Below are 16,117 nucleotides of genomic sequence, written 5' to 3'. Positions count from 1 at the left end.
AATTCTGTTCACTTAATAGTAATCAGGTCAACCCCTTTCTTACGCTTTGTTGCGTACAGAAGATGACCCACAAAATATGATTTACGACAATAGGGGACGAAGGAAGTACCTCACAATTAAAGAACGTGAGGCATTCATTGGTGCTGTGTGTCGATTGCGGCCGGAAGCGGAGACGTTTTGCCTGGCACTCGCCTATACAGGTGCCCGCATATCAGAAATTCTCGCGCTGACGTCGGAACATGTCGATACGGAGGCTGGAGTTATAGTTATTGAAAGCTTGAAAAAGCGTCGGCGCGGCGTCTTTCGGGCGGTACCCGTGCCAACGCATTTCCTTGCGCGGCTTGAAGCGGTCCACAATCTTCGTGACGCTCAATTAGATCCCGGACAACGGGCCGCGCGCATATGGACTTGGGGACGAACAACTGCATGGACGCAGGTTAAGCTGGTCATGCAAGTGATTGGAGCTGGTCCAAGCCAGTCGATGCCCAAGGCACTCCGACACGCCTTCGGAGTGGGCGCCACTCAAAAAAATGTACCGCTTAACATCGTCCAAAAGTGGATGGGGCACTCCCGCATTGCCACTACTGCGATTTACGCCGACGCGGTTGGAGATGAAGAACGCACCTTAGCTTCGAAGATGTGGCTTTAGAAGTTTGGAAAAAGTACAAGCAAATCTGTATCAAGTGCCGATGCCAAGGCGGAGAAGGCAGCCATCACATAGATTTGGACCGGAATCTCCCTCTAAAGCATATGTGGAGCGAAGCTACAATGTGCTATGCATGGCTAAGATACTCCGTATACGACATTGATTCTTCAAATCACTTGACTGAAAAGTAGAAGTCCTGCTGAAGTTCTCAAAGGGTTCTCAACTAACACCAAAATCTGAGCCTTGCGGCCCAATCGACGGCATTCCGGACGCAAGGTTAGTGGTCACTTCTGTAAGCGTGTTTTCATGCCACCTATTCAACGAGCTAACCATCTAGAGCCGGAGAAATCCTTTGGCAAATATGATAGTAGCGTTGGTTGGAATGCCGGCTGCCGGCAAGAGTACGGTCGCGAGCCATTTGCAATCTAAGTTTGGATACAAGTGGGTGCGAACCCGTGACATTGTTCGGGATTTGGGTGCTAGTGGGAATATAGACAGCTTGCAATCGATGGGGGCGTATTTGTCCACGGGAGCAGGTGCCGCTGTCTTTTGCCAAGCGTTGTTCGATCAGATCGATCCGAATTGTGTCAATGTAATCGATGCAATTCGTCCAGTTGACCATTGGCAGAAACTTCAAAAGAAATACGGCGCGCGCGCAGTTTTGGTTGCGGTGACAGCCTCTCACGCTCTGCGTAACAAGCGGATGATTGATAGTGGTCGCGGGGAGTCACTGCAAATGCGAGACACACATCAGGTGGAAGCTGATATTCCAGCCCTGATTGACGAGTGCTCTTTCACCATAGTGAACTGCAATCATTTAGAATTTCGGGCTCGCCAACTTGTCAGCTTCTTAGATTACTTGGAAGCCAATTGAGTAATTCTCATAGAGAAACTTGAAACATTGATGGCTTTGCCGAGGAAATTAGAATGCCAATTACGGTTATTGTCGGCGGTCAATATGGAAGTGAAGGAAAAGGCAAGATAGCCGCGCATCTTGCACCGAAATTTCAACATTCAGTGCGAACCGGGGGCCCGAATGCCGGACACACGGTAAAAAGTGAAGATAAGATTATTGTACTTCGGCACCTGCCCTGCGCCGTAGTAGTGCCCGGCGTGAAATTGTATCTCGGCGCCGGCGCAATTATTGACCTAGGAATCCTTCTTGAGGAGATTGCTTCAAACGAAGTCTCAGCGGAACGACTGTTCATTGATCCGCAAGCGGTTGTGATATTGGACAAATATTTTGGTTCGGAGAAGAGCTTGGTGTCGCGGATAGGCTCTACCGGCAAAGGTGTAGGTGCGGCGGTTGCTTCAAAAGTTCTCCGCGAAGAGGATGTGCTGTTGGCGCGTGATGTTAAATCCCTAAACCCCTACATCGCCGATGTATCGACGTTGCTGCATTCCGCATTGGGGAAACGGGAAGAGATTTTGCTTGAAGGGACACAGGGCGTTGGGTTGAGCTTGCATCATGGGCAGTATCCTTATGTAACCAGCCGCGATGTCACCGCAGGCAGTTTATGTGGTGAAGCTGGGCTAGGGCCAATCCATGTTTCTAGCGTTGTAATGGTTGTTCGCAGCTATCCGATACGTGTGGCCGGTACATCTGGCCCATTGCGAGATGAGATTACTTGGCAAGCTGTTACCAAAGAGTCGGGCTACCCAGTTCCACTCGTTGAACTTACAACTGTCACCCAGAAAGTGAGGCGAGTAGGTCGGTTTGATTCCAATTCGGTTCGTAGGGCAGCCCAATTGACATCGGCCACTGAGTTGGCACTTACCTTCGTCGATTACATCGACGCCAGTGCCATTGATTGCAAAGACTTTGATGGGTTACCGCAGAAAGTTAAAGACTTCGTCGACTATGTGGAACAGGAGGTTCAAGTGCCGGTAAGACTGATTGGAACCGGTGCTAGCACTTCAAGTGTTATCGAGCGTTACGAAAACCCCTGAGATCGTCAACGTTCAAGAATTTACTGGAGTGGGGTGAAGTTGCTATGTCTCGGGTTGCTTTCGGAATCACCGCATTCCAAATAAGTCTGACGCCCACGTCCGTCACTTCGTGGCAAACAATGCAGGGGTTCTTTCGTGAATCCAAAAGGTAGGGCAACAACAGATCAAAATTTGGCACCAATTTAAGTGAGGAACCGTCAAGGAGTAAGTCTAAGTGAATCCATGCTGTGACACCCTCATCTAGCATCGCGAACTGGCGCGTTTCAGCATCTGTTGTCCTACACCTGTAGAGAAACAGATACATCCCCAGATAGTGAAATTGCATTCCTGCGATTGGCCATAGAGCAATGCCTCGAAACTGCACCCTTCTGCGAAGGGTTGTGGTTTGACCCGCCTCCTCATTTAGCTCCCGAATTGCGGCGGAGGAGGGAGATTCACCTGCTTCGATTTTCCCTCCGATAAAGTTCCAACATCCTGCGAACGGAGCTTTTGTCCGCTGAACCATCAGAAGTTCATCGTACTGATTGACGCATGCAATCAATGTGTACGGTATATTCGCGAGTTCCGGCGCAGAAGTCGGATTCTGCATAGCACGCTCATTGAATATTTTTCGCTGAATTCCGCCACTCATACGTCGATTACCCGAATTCGTTGCTCTTCTATCATCCTGTATCCAAGGGAGCGCTTCCAGCGCGGCTCGCCGACAAGTTGTGCGTTTCCGTTTGTAGCTTCTACAAACACTTGGTAGCCAGAGCGAACACACTTGTCGGCATAACCTCGTCCAATGCATGCATGCCGACCGTGACCAAAGGTCATCGGTAGACCGCTCGGAGAGTTAGTCGCCTGAATTTGGTTTGCCGCACCTATGCACGCCACTACACGTTGCCCTGCCTCAATCCGAACATCTTTCCAACTCGTCTGACAATTCGCTACCCGAGCTGCGAATTGAAAAGGCGCTTGTTGATGAAACGCTAGTTCGTTTGGAAGGATGTCGGCTTTAAAACCCGACAGCATCCTAATATAAATCTCCGATCCCAAGGCGGCGATTGTTGGGTGTATGCCATCTCCAATCACGTTTATCACGAGATTGAACAGCACCACCTCATCAGATACCTCGCCAATTTCTCGCTTTAAATTGGACAAAAGGAAACAGGGGGTTGATCTCAAATAGTTTTGTATTTCTAAAAGACTCGTCTCTGCAGCGTTCGCTTCCGCGGGTCCGGCGTTTTCCATACCAGGCAACGCAACGAGTATGGCAATGCGCGGTTGCCAAAATTCACTTTCTTCTCGACTGAGCCCCAAGATTCTCGGCAATACACGCCAAACGTACGGCTCACAAAAATCTTTGATCAACTCGAATTGTGACGTGGTCGCAAATTCTACTTTTTCAACTTCTGTTTCGGCATCGTCTCTTTTGAGTGCACGGACGACGGCGTTTCTAAAGTGGCGATGCTCGTCTCCGTCGGTATACATAAGCCACTGACGGAAAAACCGTCCAAGGGACGGAAAGCCCATCTGTTCAACGCGATCAGCTAAGCCTGTGCGACGCGAAGACAAAGCTTCAGACTCAAGCAATCCCCTGCAATCTGATGGTTCAAAGAACCATATCTCGTCTCTATCATCCCGCTTGGACCACGGTCTTTGTTGACTGTAAACGGCGAACCGATCTTCCAGTATCCTCTCCTCCGTGAACTCGTTCATAACGACAGCTCTTGCTGGGGAGAGATGAGTGCATTGGGTCGGGCAGACGCCGACTTGATTGTTCCATCTACCTGCACAGCACCTACATGAGGTGCCCAGTGCTCTACGATATTATCGATCGCCGGTTCAACGATATGAGAATGCTCGCTCTGAATGCATGCAAGAAAGGCGACGTGACTAGTTAAGAGTGCTGCTTCCCGCATATGCGGTAAAGCTGTTTTCAGTCGATTCAGTTGTTCCAGGACATAAGGAATTCGCTGCACACGCGGGTAGTGCTGATAAATGAGCAACGAATGGCCTGATGCCCAAAACATGGATAACTCGTCGAAGAAAACATACTTTGACGCGTTTCGGCTTTCTTTCCGCGCGGAACTAACTTCAAGACCATTGTCTGGGTCGAGAAACACAAGTGATCCCGTCGGCAGACGGTCTAGGAGGCTTTCAATGCTACGCATCCTCGCACTTGCGTTGCTCTCCCATTTGTCGAAGCAATGAATTGCATTTGGAATGAATTGCAGTTCATCGACCAGATGAAGTTTTCGTTCTCCGGCGTCGAGTCGCTCGACGAGAATGTCAAAGATCTCCGGATCATATTCGCGCCACTCTTTTGCTGATTTCAAATAGCGTGTTCGCGAACCGTCAGACGAACCGTCGTCGTCAGTTAACGTCCAGTGTATACCTAGCTTCGCTCCAAACTTGGAGAATGACCGGAGAATACCGTACTTGATGTAGTCGGTCTGATCTCCGAAATATTGATTCTTCATAGATTCTATTATCTCTGAGTTCTGATTCGACCTTATTGCTTTTTCGTCGGCTCTAGGCGATCCAGCCGTCTTGCCACGACACTTGCAACCGGGAAACTCGAAAACTCTCTATACTCACAGTAACGAGTAAGAACGGTGCCTCCGTCCACGAGTTTAACGCTCAACGCCTTTGGGAATCACAAAAATAGCTTATCACAATTCATATTATTTGCCCGTCACCGCGGTGTGACCAACCTCGCTGGTCCGGTCTGGCCAATATCGTGTATCGGGATCTCTAGCTGGGATTTCCCAACCAACCCAGTAGATGCCGACTGCAGTTGCGTCTTGCGTTTATGGGTGCTTGGACCTAGCGAGTCGGCATTCGGCGCTGAACAGAATTGCTCATTCTGTTCAGCGGGGGAATTTCGATGCGTGGATGGGTGGGCACCTGTGAGGATTCCGACACAGTTCGGGCCGATGGGACTGAAGAGTACCGGACAAGGGGAAGGCCGCTTCCCTCTCTTCTGATTGTGGTGGCGGCCTGCTTCCTTCTCAGCGGATGCGCCGCGGCTTTGATCCCGATGACAGTCGGCATGGCTGCCGTTAGCGGCTTCCAGGGATACAAAACCTTCCAGACAACCACCGGCGGCACAGCCCAAGTGGCGTTCGACACGGGCGGCTCCACAACGCCTCTCACGCCGGAGGTTCGACGGATCGCCGTCTGGCAGAATGGCGTTCGCGAGGTACGGCTGACCGAACGGCTACTCGGGACCGGGCGCTTCGATGTGCTCTCGCCGAACGCCACCGCTGAGGCTCTCAGCAAGACCGGACGGCAGCCGGTTGCCGGCCTCATGACCGCCCAGGAACAGGCAGCCTTCTACGGTTCGATCTGCAAGGCGACCAAAGCCGATCTCGTCCTCTTCGCCGCAGATCAGGGGATCAACTTCAACAAGAACATGTGGTCGCTGGAGCGCGCCAACAACACACGCGTCGTCGACCTCTCGGCCTTCTCCTGCAAGACGAACAGCATCACCTGGACGGATCGCATGAACGTCAAGGTAGAGGTCGCCGGCAGCGCGCCGCCCGAAGGCGAGATCGCGCGCATCGCGGGCGATGCCTGGGCGGACCGGCTACTCGGGAGCGTGCCTGCCGCAAGCAAGGCGTAGCGGAGCACCTGCTGGAAAAAGCCGCCGCCTTCTCTCTGAGACACCAACGGAGCGACTTGAACTGCCATGCCAGAACAACGACGATCGATCGCCAAAGCCCTTCGGATCGCCTTGCTGGTGGCGCTCAGCGGTATCGCGAGCGCTTGCGACAACCCGGTCGCCTCGGCAGCGGAGAACTGCCCGAAACGACCGGCCGATGAGAATGTCGCCCGTGCGCTCACCGAGATTGTGAGGAGAACCGTGACGGCGGACACCATATGGGGAGCTCACCGCGAGAGCTGCACTAAGTACATCGTCTATTTCAGCGACGATAAGCAGTACGATCTGCCGGCGCAGCTTTTTCTGGCTGATAACGGCCGCTGGATGGTCTATGCCTCACCCGGGGTGATGAGCGGTTTCTCCTCCAGATATGTCGAGACCTCGAATGCTTTGCCCGTCGCGCCCACCGGGAAAGACACGGTCTACGCACCCCGCAAGGAATCCAACTAGCAACAAAAGAACACCCCGCCGGTTGGCGGGGTGTTGGTTTCTCGCGGAGAATCAATATTCCTCGGCAAGCATGATCGTGAGGACACGGGTCGTGACGTCGGGGTCGCTCGGGTCGGGAGAGCCTGCCTCCATCGTCCGGTCGTAATAGTCGATCTTCCAGAAGACGAGCGTGCCGTCGACCTTCACCGATCCGAAATCGTGCTCGCCATGAGGGTCGTTGTCCGGCGTGAATGTATCGAACGCCTCGACCGCCGTGAGCACCTTCCGGATAAGGTCCTGGGGCAAGGAGAGGACCCCTTGCGTGATCAGGACTCGGCCGTCCCGGCACTTCTGTCTCAACTCGTCATTCAGCCGGCGAATGACCAGCACATCTTCCCGTGATGTCATGGGATGTTCCTTCTCTGTCGGCTGGGTCCCAGGATTGAGGCCCAGCCGCCAAAGGCGGAGTGCCGCCTAGTGGCTGCGGTTCTCATGGTGGCTCCTCCGCGCCGGCGAGCGTGTAATAGGTGATCGCGAGCGCTGCGGCCTGGAAGAGCCCCATGCGGGGATGCTCGGGGTCCCAGAGCCTGCGCCGTGCCGGCAACATGTGCCGGAGCGCATCGATATGGAGCGCGACCGCCTGCGCGATCTCATGGCGCGTCTTCGCGCCAACGGACCGGAAACAGGCGTTGACGGCCGCGCGCGGGTAGACGCGAACCTCTATCCCGCGATGTTCGGCGAGACGGAGCATGGCGCGACAGAGCCGCTTGATCCGGGCGCCTCGCCGCGCGGGCTTGTGCTCGAAGTCTTCGAGGATAAGGACGGAGGGGCTGTAGCGTTCGAGGAGCTTTCCGACACGCGCCAGCGCCCGCCGGTTCTTGTCTTCCTTGTAGTTCGAGACGTCGACGACGCCCCAGGTGGCGATAGCGCCGGGCGCTTCGAAGAGCACCCAGCCGAATCCTCGTGAGGTAGGATGAATAGCGATGACGAGTCCGCGAAGCGGACTGATGGCGGTTCTCATACATAATCGGTGTCGCCCTTTGCCCGCTCGATGATGAGCGAGAGCAGGACGAGTTTTTCACGTGACTTGGCGTCGGTCTTTCCCTCAAGCGCCTCGTAGAGCGCTTTCGCCTGCCGCATGACCGCGTCCTCGGCTTCTCGATAGAGGGCCGGAAAGAGGTCTTGCGGCGTCACGCCGAAGATCAGTTCGAGCTGAAGCGCGGTTGAAAGGTTCGGGGCGCGTTGCAGCGCTTCCCAGCGCGATACCGCGCTTGGCGAAGCCTGATCGAGCAGCGAGGCAAGCTCCGGCTGGGACAGTCCCCAGCGCCGGCGATGCGTTGCGAGGTAGCAATGAAGAAAAGGCGACATGGATAAAGATGCATCTCAGCGGCCAGAACAGTCGCTTTGCATCTTCACCCGGAGGGTCGGTCGTCAGTAGACGTGAAAATTTGTCATTCGGTCACAACTTGCAGCGCCGATGCTTTCGCATTGTAACGGAAATATGAAGAAATTCGGCTGTGTACTACGGCGTTGTCCCCAGCCTATCCACACCGAAGCGTTTCGCGAGCACATCGATCTTCGGCAGTTCGGATGCGGGGACGACATAGACGCCCCGGCTCTTCTGCGTCTGGAGCCGCAGCCGCTTCCTGAGTACCGTGCCGATAGCCTTGTTCGAGAGGAAGCGGTTGTAGTCGCTCGCATGACGCGCATTGAAGCCGTCAGCGATCTCGCGTAGCGGGATCGATACACCATCGCTCTTCTCAAGGGCCTCGATCGTCACCTGCAGCACCTGGGCGGCCAAGGTCTGGCTCCGTTCATTGATGAGGTCGGCTTGTTGCCGGATAAGGGCCTCGGTCATTTCCGCCCGGAGGGCCGGACTATCGACCAGGCTCAGAAGCGAGAGCGCCATCTGGTTGAGGCGCGGCTCGATTTCGGGTGTGACGACACTCGGATCGGTCGCGACCGCAAACCGGTTCACCAGCCGGAAATGCAGCAGCTTGTTGCGGAGCTCCAGCGCTTCCCTTTTGAGGCTATCCGGAAGATGGATCGGAATGCCGGCGCGGAGCGGCCGCTGACCGGTCTCCTCGGTCAGGAACCGGCTCTCAAGCGCCCGGTCCTCAAAGGATTCCCGCATGCCGATGATCTTCGGCCCATAGACATGGAAGGCATGCGGGTTGAACTCCTTGGCGCGGGTCACGACCGTGCGCAACACGGGCAGACCCCGGACATTGCCGTTGTTGAGGATCTTCACGATATCGGCCTTCGCATCCGAAAACCGCAAATCCGCCTCGTCGAAGACGAGCGTGCCGCCGAAGGTGTCGAGTGTGTGGAAGATCGGGGAGACCGTGGAGGCGCCGCTCGCGAAGAAGGGCTTGTAGCAGATCGAACCGATGGTCATGAGACCCCGGGTCTTGCCGGTTCCATAGTCGCCGCGGAAGCGGAGATAGGGCAGTTCGTTAAAGGCGTCATGGACCCAGGTGAGGAGCACATAGTAGGTCGCGAACTTCTCGAACTGAGGCGAGAGGTCCGCATAGCGATGGATGAAGGCGGCGATCTCCTCCAGAAGCCGTTCCTTGCTGCCGTGGTCGGTGACGGTCGAGGGCAGCAGAACGCATTCGTTCGCGATCAGGTTGTTCGACGGCGAGTATGGCACCAGCCGTTCGCCGGTCTCGGTACGAACTTCCTGCTCGACATTCCAGAGCCCGTTGTGGCGGGAGACAGCGAGGGCGGTCTTGCGCTCACCGGCGTCATAGACAAGTTCGATGATCGTCCCATCCTTGCAGGTACGGGAAATCGTCGGCACGCCACTTTTTGATCGTTGCTCAGACTTGGTAGCAGATGTTCGACGCTCGTTCATCGAACGATTGTATGCGCCGATGAGCGGTTTGAAACGGCGTGAGTTCGTGCTTCCCCGGCAAGACCGCATACCTTCGGCAAGAGCGTCGGAGGTATCAGAATGACGGCGTGACTATCGAGAAATCCACATCGCCGATTCGCGCGTTTCGCCCTCATGAGGTAGATTCGAGTCGACCGGACGACGTCATCCACTTTGAGCGCTACGCCTCAAGGAGATGTCGATACCTGCTTCGTCTCCAGCTACACCGCGGACATGGGGGACTTGGGGGACGTATCGGCGAGACGCACAAGGGCGCCACACTTTCCCGCATATGAAATATTTCGTCTATTGCCGCAAATCCTCTGAGGCCGAGGATCGCCAGGTGCTGTCCATCGACTCCCAGCGCGATGAATTGCTCGGGAAATTTCAGAGGCACGAAGGTGTCGAGATTGTCGATGTCCTTCTGGAGGCATTCAGTGCAAAGGCGCCCGGCCGGCCGGTGTTCGACGACATGCTCCGACGCATCGAGCGCGGCGAGGCGGAGGGCATCATCACCTGGCATCCGGATCGGCTCGCGCGCAACTCGATCGATGGCGGCCGCATCATCTATTTGCTCGACCGGCAAGCGCTCAAGGACCTCAAATTCGCAACCTTCACCTTCGAGAACAACTCGCAAGGGAAGTTCATGCTGTCGATCATCTTTGGATACTCGAAATACTATGTCGACAATCTGAGCGAGAACGTGAAGCGCGGAAATCGCGCCAAGGTCCAACGGGGTGGGCGGCCAAGCATGGCGCCGATCGGCTATCTGAATGACCGGACAACAAAGACGACGACCCCGGATCCTGACCGTTTCCCGTTGGTGCGACGCCTTTTTGAGTTGGCGCTCACGGGAAACTACTCGTTGCGGGCGCTAAGCGGCGAAACTCAGAAATGGGGTCTGCGAACGGTACAAAAGAAGCGTATCGGTGGCCGATACCTGACAGTCAGCGCCGTTCATCACATACTGCGAAACCCCTTTTACGCAGGCCTCATTGTCTGGGAGAGGCAAACCTATCCGGGCGCTCACACGCCGCTCGTAACCGTAGACGAGTTCCAACGGGTGCAGGATATCCTGAGCGGCAGAGCAAAACCCGTGATCCAAAAGCGCAGCTTCCCTTTTACCGGCCTCATTCGGTGTGGTGAGTGCGGCTTCATGGTCACCGCCGAGGAGCGAACCAACAGATATGGAAGCGCGTATTCCTACTATCACTGCACCAAGCGTCGACCGGACTACCGGTGCCGGCAACCCTTCGTGCCTGCGGACCATATCCAGACGATGATCGAAAATGAGATCGGTCGCTTGGCGCTGCCGGAGAAGTATGAGCGATGGGCAGATGCAGAACGCCAATCTGCCGTGGCTCGACGCGACCAGGAGAGGTCACTGCAGATAAAGGCAACGGAGGGAGAACTGGAAGAGGTCGAAAGGATGCTCTCAACGCTGCTCATGTTGCGCACGCGCGAGACAATCGATGACGCGGAGTTCATTACGGAGCGTCAACGGCTTCAGGTGCGAAAGTTGATCCTCAAGGAACGCTTGCATCATGCCGGTAGCGAAGGGGATCTGTTTGAACCCGACCGCTTGCTCATTTCGTTCAGCAACAGAGCTATTTTCTGGCTTCGAGAAGGTGACGACGAAATAAAACGGCGGATCGTCCGAGCGGTCGGTTTGAACCTTGTGCTAACAGACAGAAAACTGAGCTTTCGAGCCAGAAAACCGTTCTTCATCCTGTCGAATATCGTCTGTCGTTCAAGCCTGTGCGCGCGCTTGTACGAGGTTCGAACTTTATACGATGCACGAGACCCGGAAATGATTGAGACGATAGAGATCGTCAAAGAAGTTATTGAGATGGTGGAGCGGAAGAATCGGGAGAAGAAGGCGGCGTAGTCGTTCCCTCTCGTGCAGCACGTTCGCTCGGTAGTGGTTGTGCGAGAAGTGTAAAGAGTTCGACGAGGCGTGCGCCCATTTCGCTTGCTTCGTCTACCGTCAGCTCTTCGTCGTGTTCCTCTTTATGAATCTGAATCAGCTCTTGAATTCTCTCTGGTGAAAATTGCATGCCGGGCATCATAGCGCCGTTCTCAAAAGAAAGCTCGGAGGGGAACCTTTCCGTTCTGGCATAAGGAACGCAGAGATAGTCTCGGAGCGTGATATGTCGGCATGACTCTAAACAAAGTCCACTAAGTCCCCCACGTCCACCGATCACTAGAACGAGCGCGAATTTTCTTGAAAAAACTGTTGGAAATGATCAGACGCGATGAGTGAGGTGCTTTGAAACAAAGTCCACCAAGTCCCTCAAGTCCATCAATCTGCTCGAACGTTCATTTCTATGAGAATCCAAGTTCAGACGCCATCCCAAGCGTCATGCCAGTTCTCCTCGGGTACACCTACGAAGCCGGTACCAACCTGGTCGCCTCAACCACGTTGTTGATTGACTGAAGCAGACGCTCAATCCACTCCACGTCATCCACTACATCTTTATGTTTTATCTTATTGTATTTCGATTTGCGCGGCCGATGTGCGCGCACGAAGTCACCTTCATGAACCACTTGATTGCGTCGATGAACCAAGCGATTCAGACGTTCTCTGATTTCAGTCGCAGTGCTTCCCATTTCGGTAGCAGTTCGAGAAAGCCCTCTTTCAATTCCTGCAAGCGATAATGCATTCCCGATCTGTTCGTAGTTCTGGAAAGTTTCCTTAAGCAACTCTCTCTGAATCGCATTCTTAACTTGAACCCAAGGACGAATATTCCGGTCCGAGTGCCTTGCCGCAATAAGAGCGTCGGCAAGAGACGCAAGAGAGGAGAACGGTACATTGAGTTTGCTAAGGGACTTTGGAAGGTCACCCTCATAACGAACTTCGGACAACCTACGAAAAACTAGCCAGTGCATGTATGCGTCCACCGCCGTTACTGACATGACCAAGGCGGTGCGTCGAAGATCGTTTTTGATTTTCGTATCATCGAGCGCAGCATTCGCAAGAGAAAGGAAACGACGACTTCTTCTTATACAAGAGTTTGCTGCATCCATCGGCCCAAATGCCATGATTATACATCCTCGTCTTCTTGCTTCGGATTGAGCGGCGACATTATCTCATGCAACTTCTGTCAGGCAGATATTTCGTCAGCTAGTCATTCTCGCAAGAAAAGGACCGGGATTCCTCCCGGTCCTGAGTAGTTTTATTCCGCCGCCACATCAGCGACGGGCTCTGGTTTGATTTCCTCAAGCTCGCTCCGGAGCGGCACGGGCAGCCAGTGCTTGTCCTTCAGAAGCTCTTCCGCACGCGCCGCCATGTCAGCCTTCTTGAGCTCCGTGAGGTACTTCGCCGTTGAAGCCGAAGTCGCCTCACTAACCGCCTCGACAATCTGACCTTTTGTCAGGTGATCGAAGAAGTGGACACGTGTCGGTTGCCACCAATCGGTCATGTCGAGGGCAAGTGAGGTTGCGAGGTCTTTTGCCTCAATCATGCGCCAGCCCGGGTTCTCGTTCTTCCGATGCACGGCGTCGAGCGTGAGCGCGACGCTATAGGCGAGGAGATCGAGCAACATGTCCTGCTCGGCTTCGAGAAGCCAGGGCCAGAACTGGTCTGCCTCCGGAAGCCTCTCGCACCATTGCGTATGGCGCGCGAGCAGAGCGGCTGCCGCCGGACTCTCCCCCACCGTTTTCGAGAAGCTCCCGAGATCGATGAAGGCGGGCTGGAGATGGAGACAAGGCGAGGCATAGCGTTCGAAGAAGAGAGGTTTCGCCAGCCGGTAGACGAGGGCGGCCAGGGCCACCTTCGTGTTCCCTGCCAGCATCTCCCGAAGCGCCGCAGTGCGGTGCGCCGAGAGGTCTGTCAGCAGCGTGTCGGAATAGCGTTCGGGGCGTCCATTGCCCTTCTCCTTTCGCTCGGCGGAACGCGACGGCTCTTCGTCTTCTTCGTCCATCTCCTCGCGTTTCCGGTCTTCCGGCCGGATGAGACCCGCATTCACCTCGAGCTCGCCGTCAGGGGTGAGGCTCAGGATGACGCCGGCACCCTTCCGGTCCTCATCGGACCATTGGAGATGCTGCTCTTCGAGCGCGTCCATCTCCTCGACGATCCTGTCGAGTTCGGCGGACATGGCCTCGTCTTCCTGGTCTTCGAGCGCCGCGACGAGTTCGTCATAGCGCTCGGAGAGGGCGCGGAGCCGGGCCTCATCCTCGTCCGACAGGGCGACCTCGCCGGCCTTGACGCGGCCGAACTTTGCAAGCGCGCCATAATCGGTCTCGGGCATGACCTCGACCCAGGACCAGCCTTCGGCCCGGACCTTTCCGGCCTCGGCGTCGAGCTTCTCGGCCACAAGACGGTCGAGAAGCTGGCTATCCGCGAAGTAGCCCTCGGATTCCGGCTGGAAGAGATCCCGGATCACGGTGCCGCCGGCCGCTTCATAGGCATTGGCCCCGATGAAGAGCGCCCGACGGTCCCCACCCTCGACAAGGGCGATGGTGAGGTGACGCCGGATCGCCTGGGGCGAGCGGTGGCCATGGGGCGTGTCGAACCAGAAAGCTTCCTGGGCTGCATGGTCGTCGGTGATCGCGAAGGCCATGAGTTGGTCGAGCGTCAGCTCTTCCGCCCGGTAGGCCGCCATGAGGCGCGGCGAGACGGCACCGAGTTTCAGCCGCTGGGTAACGACTTTCGCCGGCAGTCCGAAGCGCGCCGCAATCTCCTCGGCCGTCAGGCCCTCCTTCTGCAGTTTCGCGAAGGCGTCGAACTGATCGGCCGGGTGCAGGGGCGACCGAACGATGTTCTCGGCAAGCGAGACTTCGACATAGGTCGCCACCTCTGTCTCGCCGAGTACCCGGCACGGGACCGGATAGTCCATCGCGATCTTGTGCTGCCTGGCGAGGAGCTTCAGCGCATCGTAGCGCCTGCCGCCCGCCACAACCTCATAGAGAGGTTCTGCTTCCTCGCTCCCGACCCGGACCAGCCGGACGACGAGATTTTCGAGGAGGCCGTGCGCTTCGATGCTCGCGGCCAGTTGCGCGATATCGGCCTTGCGGCCGGTCTTGCGCACATTGAGGGCTGCCCGCTTCAACTGACAAAGCGGGATCGTCATGAGGTTGTCGCTCATTGATATTCTCCGATGATGATGGAAATGAAGCGCGACGACGGCTCTCAGCCGCGCTATTCGCGCGAACCCGTCGAAAGAACAGGTCTCGCTCCATCGTCTCGAAGAGGGCGACGCTCACCTAGGCTTGCAAACTTGCCGATCCGGCAACGGCATGGGGATAACGCGGTCCATGCCAGAGTATGCTGTCACGTCATGCGGCACGTGCAAGATTGCACTCCTACTGGTGCCGCCGCCGATACCGGACAATGCGCTCATGAAGCGGTCGCCGGACATCTCGTATTTCGCGCAAACGAACTTCCGGAACGACCGGCGGGTTTTCGGCATCAAACAGGGCGACCGGCTTTCGCATGTCTATGCGATCGGCAAGACCGGGACCGGCAAGACGACCTTCCTGGAAACGCTGGCGCGCGGCGACATCGATGCCGGCCGCGGGTTCGCCCTGATCGATCCGCATGGAGACCTAGCCGAACGGGTTGCCGCCTATGCGGGCGAAGTCCGGCCCGGCGATCTCGTCTATCTCAATGTGCCCGATCCAGCGCAACCTTTCGGCTACAATCCACTGAAGCGTGTGCCGCTCGACCGGGTGCCGCTTGCGGTTTCAGGTCTCATGGAGGCGCTCAAGAAGCACTGGTCGGATGCCTGGGGCGTCCGCATGGAGCATGTGCTCCGCAATGTCCTCTTCGCGCTTCTGGAGCATGGGCACGCGAAGCTCGACGATGTCCTGCGCATGCTGAACGACAAAGACTACCGGCAGAGGATCGCAGACGCACTCGCCAATGAGCCGGTGCGTAATTTCTGGAAGAAGGAGTTCGAGCAGTATTCCTGGCGCTACCGGGCAGACGCCACCGCTCCGATCCAGAACAAGATCGGTGCGTTCCTGGCTGACCCGACGCTACGGCGTATCCTGACCGAGCCGAAAGAGATGCTCCGCTTCCGACGGCTTATGGATGAGGGCAAGATCGTCGTCGTCAATTTGGCGCGCGGCAAGATCGGCGACGACAGCGCCGCACTGCTCGGCAGCCTGCTCGTCACCACGATCGGGCTTGCTGCCTTCAGCCGCGCGGATATGCCGGAGGCGAAGCGGCTTCCCTTCTTCCTCTATATGGACGAGTTCCAGACTTTCACGACCCTGAGCATCGCCGGCATGATTTCGGAACTCAGGAAGTATCGGGTTGGGCTCGTGCTTGCGAACCAGCATCTCCACCAGCTCGATCCGGATGTCGCCCATGCGGTTCTCGGCAATGCCGGGACGCTGGTCTCGTTTCGGATCGGGCCGCACGACGCGGCTCTCCTCGCCCGCGAGTTCGCGCCGCGATTCGACATGCTCGACCTGATGAACCTCCCCAACCACCGCATCTATCTGAAGCTGATGATCGACGGCATGCCGTCGCAGCCGTTCAGCGCGACGACACTCTCACCGGGCGGCACGAAGGCAATCCGGAAACAAAGTTGGAATATCTAAGGAATGGGATGCGCTATAA

The 16,117-nt window shown here is 56.1% G+C and carries 16 protein-coding genes; 7 read left to right on the top strand and 9 right to left on the bottom strand.

Annotated features, from left to right (window positions below):
- The first annotated feature begins 76 nt into the window (after positions 1-76).
- The 3 genes from KF719_RS13050 (at position 77) to KF719_RS13040 (ending at position 2,596) form a co-directional block, all read left to right on the top strand.
- Entirely contained in the window at positions 77-649 is a 573-nt protein-coding gene (locus KF719_RS13050) for a site-specific integrase (RefSeq protein WP_293509138.1), read from the top strand.
- Between the two features lie 358 nt (positions 650-1,007).
- A complete protein-coding gene (locus KF719_RS13045) occupies positions 1,008-1,520 on the top strand; it encodes an AAA family ATPase (protein WP_293510660.1) in 513 nt (170 codons plus the stop codon).
- A 53-nt stretch (positions 1,521-1,573) separates the two neighbouring features.
- On the top strand, positions 1,574-2,596 hold the full coding sequence (locus KF719_RS13040) for an adenylosuccinate synthetase (RefSeq protein WP_293509137.1): 1,023 nt from the start codon (positions 1,574-1,576) through the stop codon (positions 2,594-2,596).
- Here KF719_RS13040 and KF719_RS18150 read toward each other — a convergent pair.
- The 3 genes from KF719_RS18150 to KF719_RS13030 are packed head-to-tail and all read right to left on the bottom strand — an operon-like array spanning position 2,571 to position 5,061.
- A complete protein-coding gene (locus tag KF719_RS18150) occupies positions 2,571-3,185 on the bottom strand; it encodes an NUDIX domain-containing protein (RefSeq protein ID WP_363318028.1) in 615 nt (204 codons plus the stop codon). The two genes, KF719_RS13040 and KF719_RS18150, sit on opposite strands and share 26 nt — an antisense overlap.
- A 38-nt stretch (positions 3,186-3,223) precedes the next feature.
- Entirely contained in the window at positions 3,224-4,297 is a 1,074-nt protein-coding gene (locus KF719_RS13035) for a hypothetical protein (protein ID WP_293509136.1), read from the bottom strand.
- Complete coding sequence (locus tag KF719_RS13030; RefSeq protein ID WP_293509135.1) at positions 4,294-5,061, bottom strand: hypothetical protein; 768 nt, start codon at positions 5,059-5,061, stop codon at positions 4,294-4,296. Before KF719_RS13030 ends, KF719_RS13035 begins: the two co-directional genes overlap by 4 nt.
- 572 nt (positions 5,062-5,633) lie before the next feature.
- Here KF719_RS13030 and KF719_RS13025 point away from each other — a divergent pair.
- Both KF719_RS13025 and KF719_RS13020 read left to right on the top strand, forming a co-directional pair.
- Positions 5,634-6,206 carry a hypothetical protein gene (locus tag KF719_RS13025; RefSeq protein WP_293509134.1) on the top strand — a complete coding sequence of 191 codons (573 nt, stop codon included), beginning with the start codon at positions 5,634-5,636 and terminating at the stop codon, positions 6,204-6,206.
- 66 nt (positions 6,207-6,272) lie between these two features.
- On the top strand, positions 6,273-6,695 hold the full coding sequence (locus KF719_RS13020) for a hypothetical protein (protein ID WP_293509133.1): 423 nt from the start codon (positions 6,273-6,275) through the stop codon (positions 6,693-6,695).
- 51 nt (positions 6,696-6,746) lie between these two features.
- On the opposite strand, the gene KF719_RS13015 is transcribed toward KF719_RS13020, so the two are convergent.
- The 4 genes from KF719_RS13015 to KF719_RS13000 all read right to left on the bottom strand — a co-directional run bounded on the left by KF719_RS13015 (position 6,747) and on the right by KF719_RS13000 (position 9,477).
- Positions 6,747-7,082: a DUF3768 domain-containing protein gene (locus tag KF719_RS13015; protein ID WP_293509132.1), complete on the bottom strand. Its 336-nt coding sequence runs from the start codon at positions 7,080-7,082 to the stop codon at positions 6,747-6,749.
- A gap of 82 nt (positions 7,083-7,164) precedes the next feature.
- Positions 7,165-7,623 (bottom strand): hypothetical protein, encoded by a 459-nt coding sequence (locus KF719_RS13010; RefSeq protein WP_293509131.1) that lies wholly within the window; start codon positions 7,621-7,623, stop codon positions 7,165-7,167.
- A 68-nt stretch (positions 7,624-7,691) separates the two neighbouring features.
- A complete protein-coding gene (locus KF719_RS13005; protein ID WP_293509130.1) occupies positions 7,692-8,042 on the bottom strand; it encodes a helix-turn-helix transcriptional regulator in 351 nt (116 codons plus the stop codon).
- A 154-nt stretch (positions 8,043-8,196) separates the two neighbouring features.
- On the bottom strand, positions 8,197-9,477 hold the full coding sequence (locus KF719_RS13000) for a hypothetical protein (protein ID WP_293509129.1): 1,281 nt from the start codon (positions 9,475-9,477) through the stop codon (positions 8,197-8,199).
- 364 nt (positions 9,478-9,841) lie between these two features.
- Between KF719_RS13000 and KF719_RS12995 the strand changes: the two genes are divergently transcribed.
- Complete coding sequence (locus KF719_RS12995; RefSeq protein WP_293509128.1) at positions 9,842-11,437, top strand: recombinase family protein; 1,596 nt, start codon at positions 9,842-9,844, stop codon at positions 11,435-11,437.
- 497 nt (positions 11,438-11,934) lie between these two features.
- Here the strand turns inward: KF719_RS12995 and KF719_RS12990 are convergent, their stop codons facing one another.
- Positions 11,935-12,591: a HEPN domain-containing protein gene (locus KF719_RS12990; RefSeq protein ID WP_293509127.1), complete on the bottom strand. Its 657-nt coding sequence runs from the start codon at positions 12,589-12,591 to the stop codon at positions 11,935-11,937.
- A gap of 134 nt (positions 12,592-12,725) precedes the next feature.
- On the bottom strand, positions 12,726-14,636 hold the full coding sequence (locus KF719_RS12985; RefSeq protein ID WP_293509126.1) for a ParB/RepB/Spo0J family partition protein: 1,911 nt from the start codon (positions 14,634-14,636) through the stop codon (positions 12,726-12,728).
- Between the two features lie 253 nt (positions 14,637-14,889).
- Here KF719_RS12985 and KF719_RS12980 point away from each other — a divergent pair, with 253 nt between their 5' ends.
- Complete coding sequence (locus KF719_RS12980; RefSeq protein ID WP_293509125.1) at positions 14,890-16,098, top strand: type IV secretion system DNA-binding domain-containing protein; 1,209 nt, start codon at positions 14,890-14,892, stop codon at positions 16,096-16,098.
- Positions 16,099-16,117 lie beyond the last annotated feature (19 nt).

This window comes from Parvibaculum sp., assembly GCF_019635935.1.
In the GTDB taxonomy this organism is placed as follows: domain Bacteria; phylum Pseudomonadota; class Alphaproteobacteria; order Parvibaculales; family Parvibaculaceae; genus Parvibaculum.
The sequence above is the reverse complement of the archived record's forward strand: the minus strand, read 5'-3'. Positions and strand labels throughout refer to the sequence as shown.

Coding starts and splice junctions, on each gene's coding strand:
- KF719_RS13050 (WP_293509138.1), top strand. CDS start 77: ATGATTTACGACAATAGGGGACGAAGGAAGTACCTCACAATTAAAGAA.
- KF719_RS13045 (WP_293510660.1), top strand. CDS start 1,008: ATGATAGTAGCGTTGGTTGGAATGCCGGCTGCCGGCAAGAGTACGGTC.
- KF719_RS13040 (WP_293509137.1), top strand. CDS start 1,574: ATGCCAATTACGGTTATTGTCGGCGGTCAATATGGAAGTGAAGGAAAA.
- KF719_RS18150 (WP_363318028.1), bottom strand. CDS start 3,185: ATGCAGAATCCGACTTCTGCGCCGGAACTCGCGAATATACCGTACACA.
- KF719_RS13035 (WP_293509136.1), bottom strand. CDS start 4,297: ATGAACGAGTTCACGGAGGAGAGGATACTGGAAGATCGGTTCGCCGTT.
- KF719_RS13030 (WP_293509135.1), bottom strand. CDS start 5,061: ATGAAGAATCAATATTTCGGAGATCAGACCGACTACATCAAGTACGGT.
- KF719_RS13025 (WP_293509134.1), top strand. CDS start 5,634: ATGGCTGCCGTTAGCGGCTTCCAGGGATACAAAACCTTCCAGACAACC.
- KF719_RS13020 (WP_293509133.1), top strand. CDS start 6,273: ATGCCAGAACAACGACGATCGATCGCCAAAGCCCTTCGGATCGCCTTG.
- KF719_RS13015 (WP_293509132.1), bottom strand. CDS start 7,082: ATGACATCACGGGAAGATGTGCTGGTCATTCGCCGGCTGAATGACGAG.
- KF719_RS13005 (WP_293509130.1), bottom strand. CDS start 8,042: ATGTCGCCTTTTCTTCATTGCTACCTCGCAACGCATCGCCGGCGCTGG.
- KF719_RS12995 (WP_293509128.1), top strand. CDS start 9,842: ATGAAATATTTCGTCTATTGCCGCAAATCCTCTGAGGCCGAGGATCGC.
- KF719_RS12990 (WP_293509127.1), bottom strand. CDS start 12,591: ATGGCATTTGGGCCGATGGATGCAGCAAACTCTTGTATAAGAAGAAGT.
- KF719_RS12985 (WP_293509126.1), bottom strand. CDS start 14,636: ATGAGCGACAACCTCATGACGATCCCGCTTTGTCAGTTGAAGCGGGCA.
- KF719_RS12980 (WP_293509125.1), top strand. CDS start 14,890: ATGAAGCGGTCGCCGGACATCTCGTATTTCGCGCAAACGAACTTCCGG.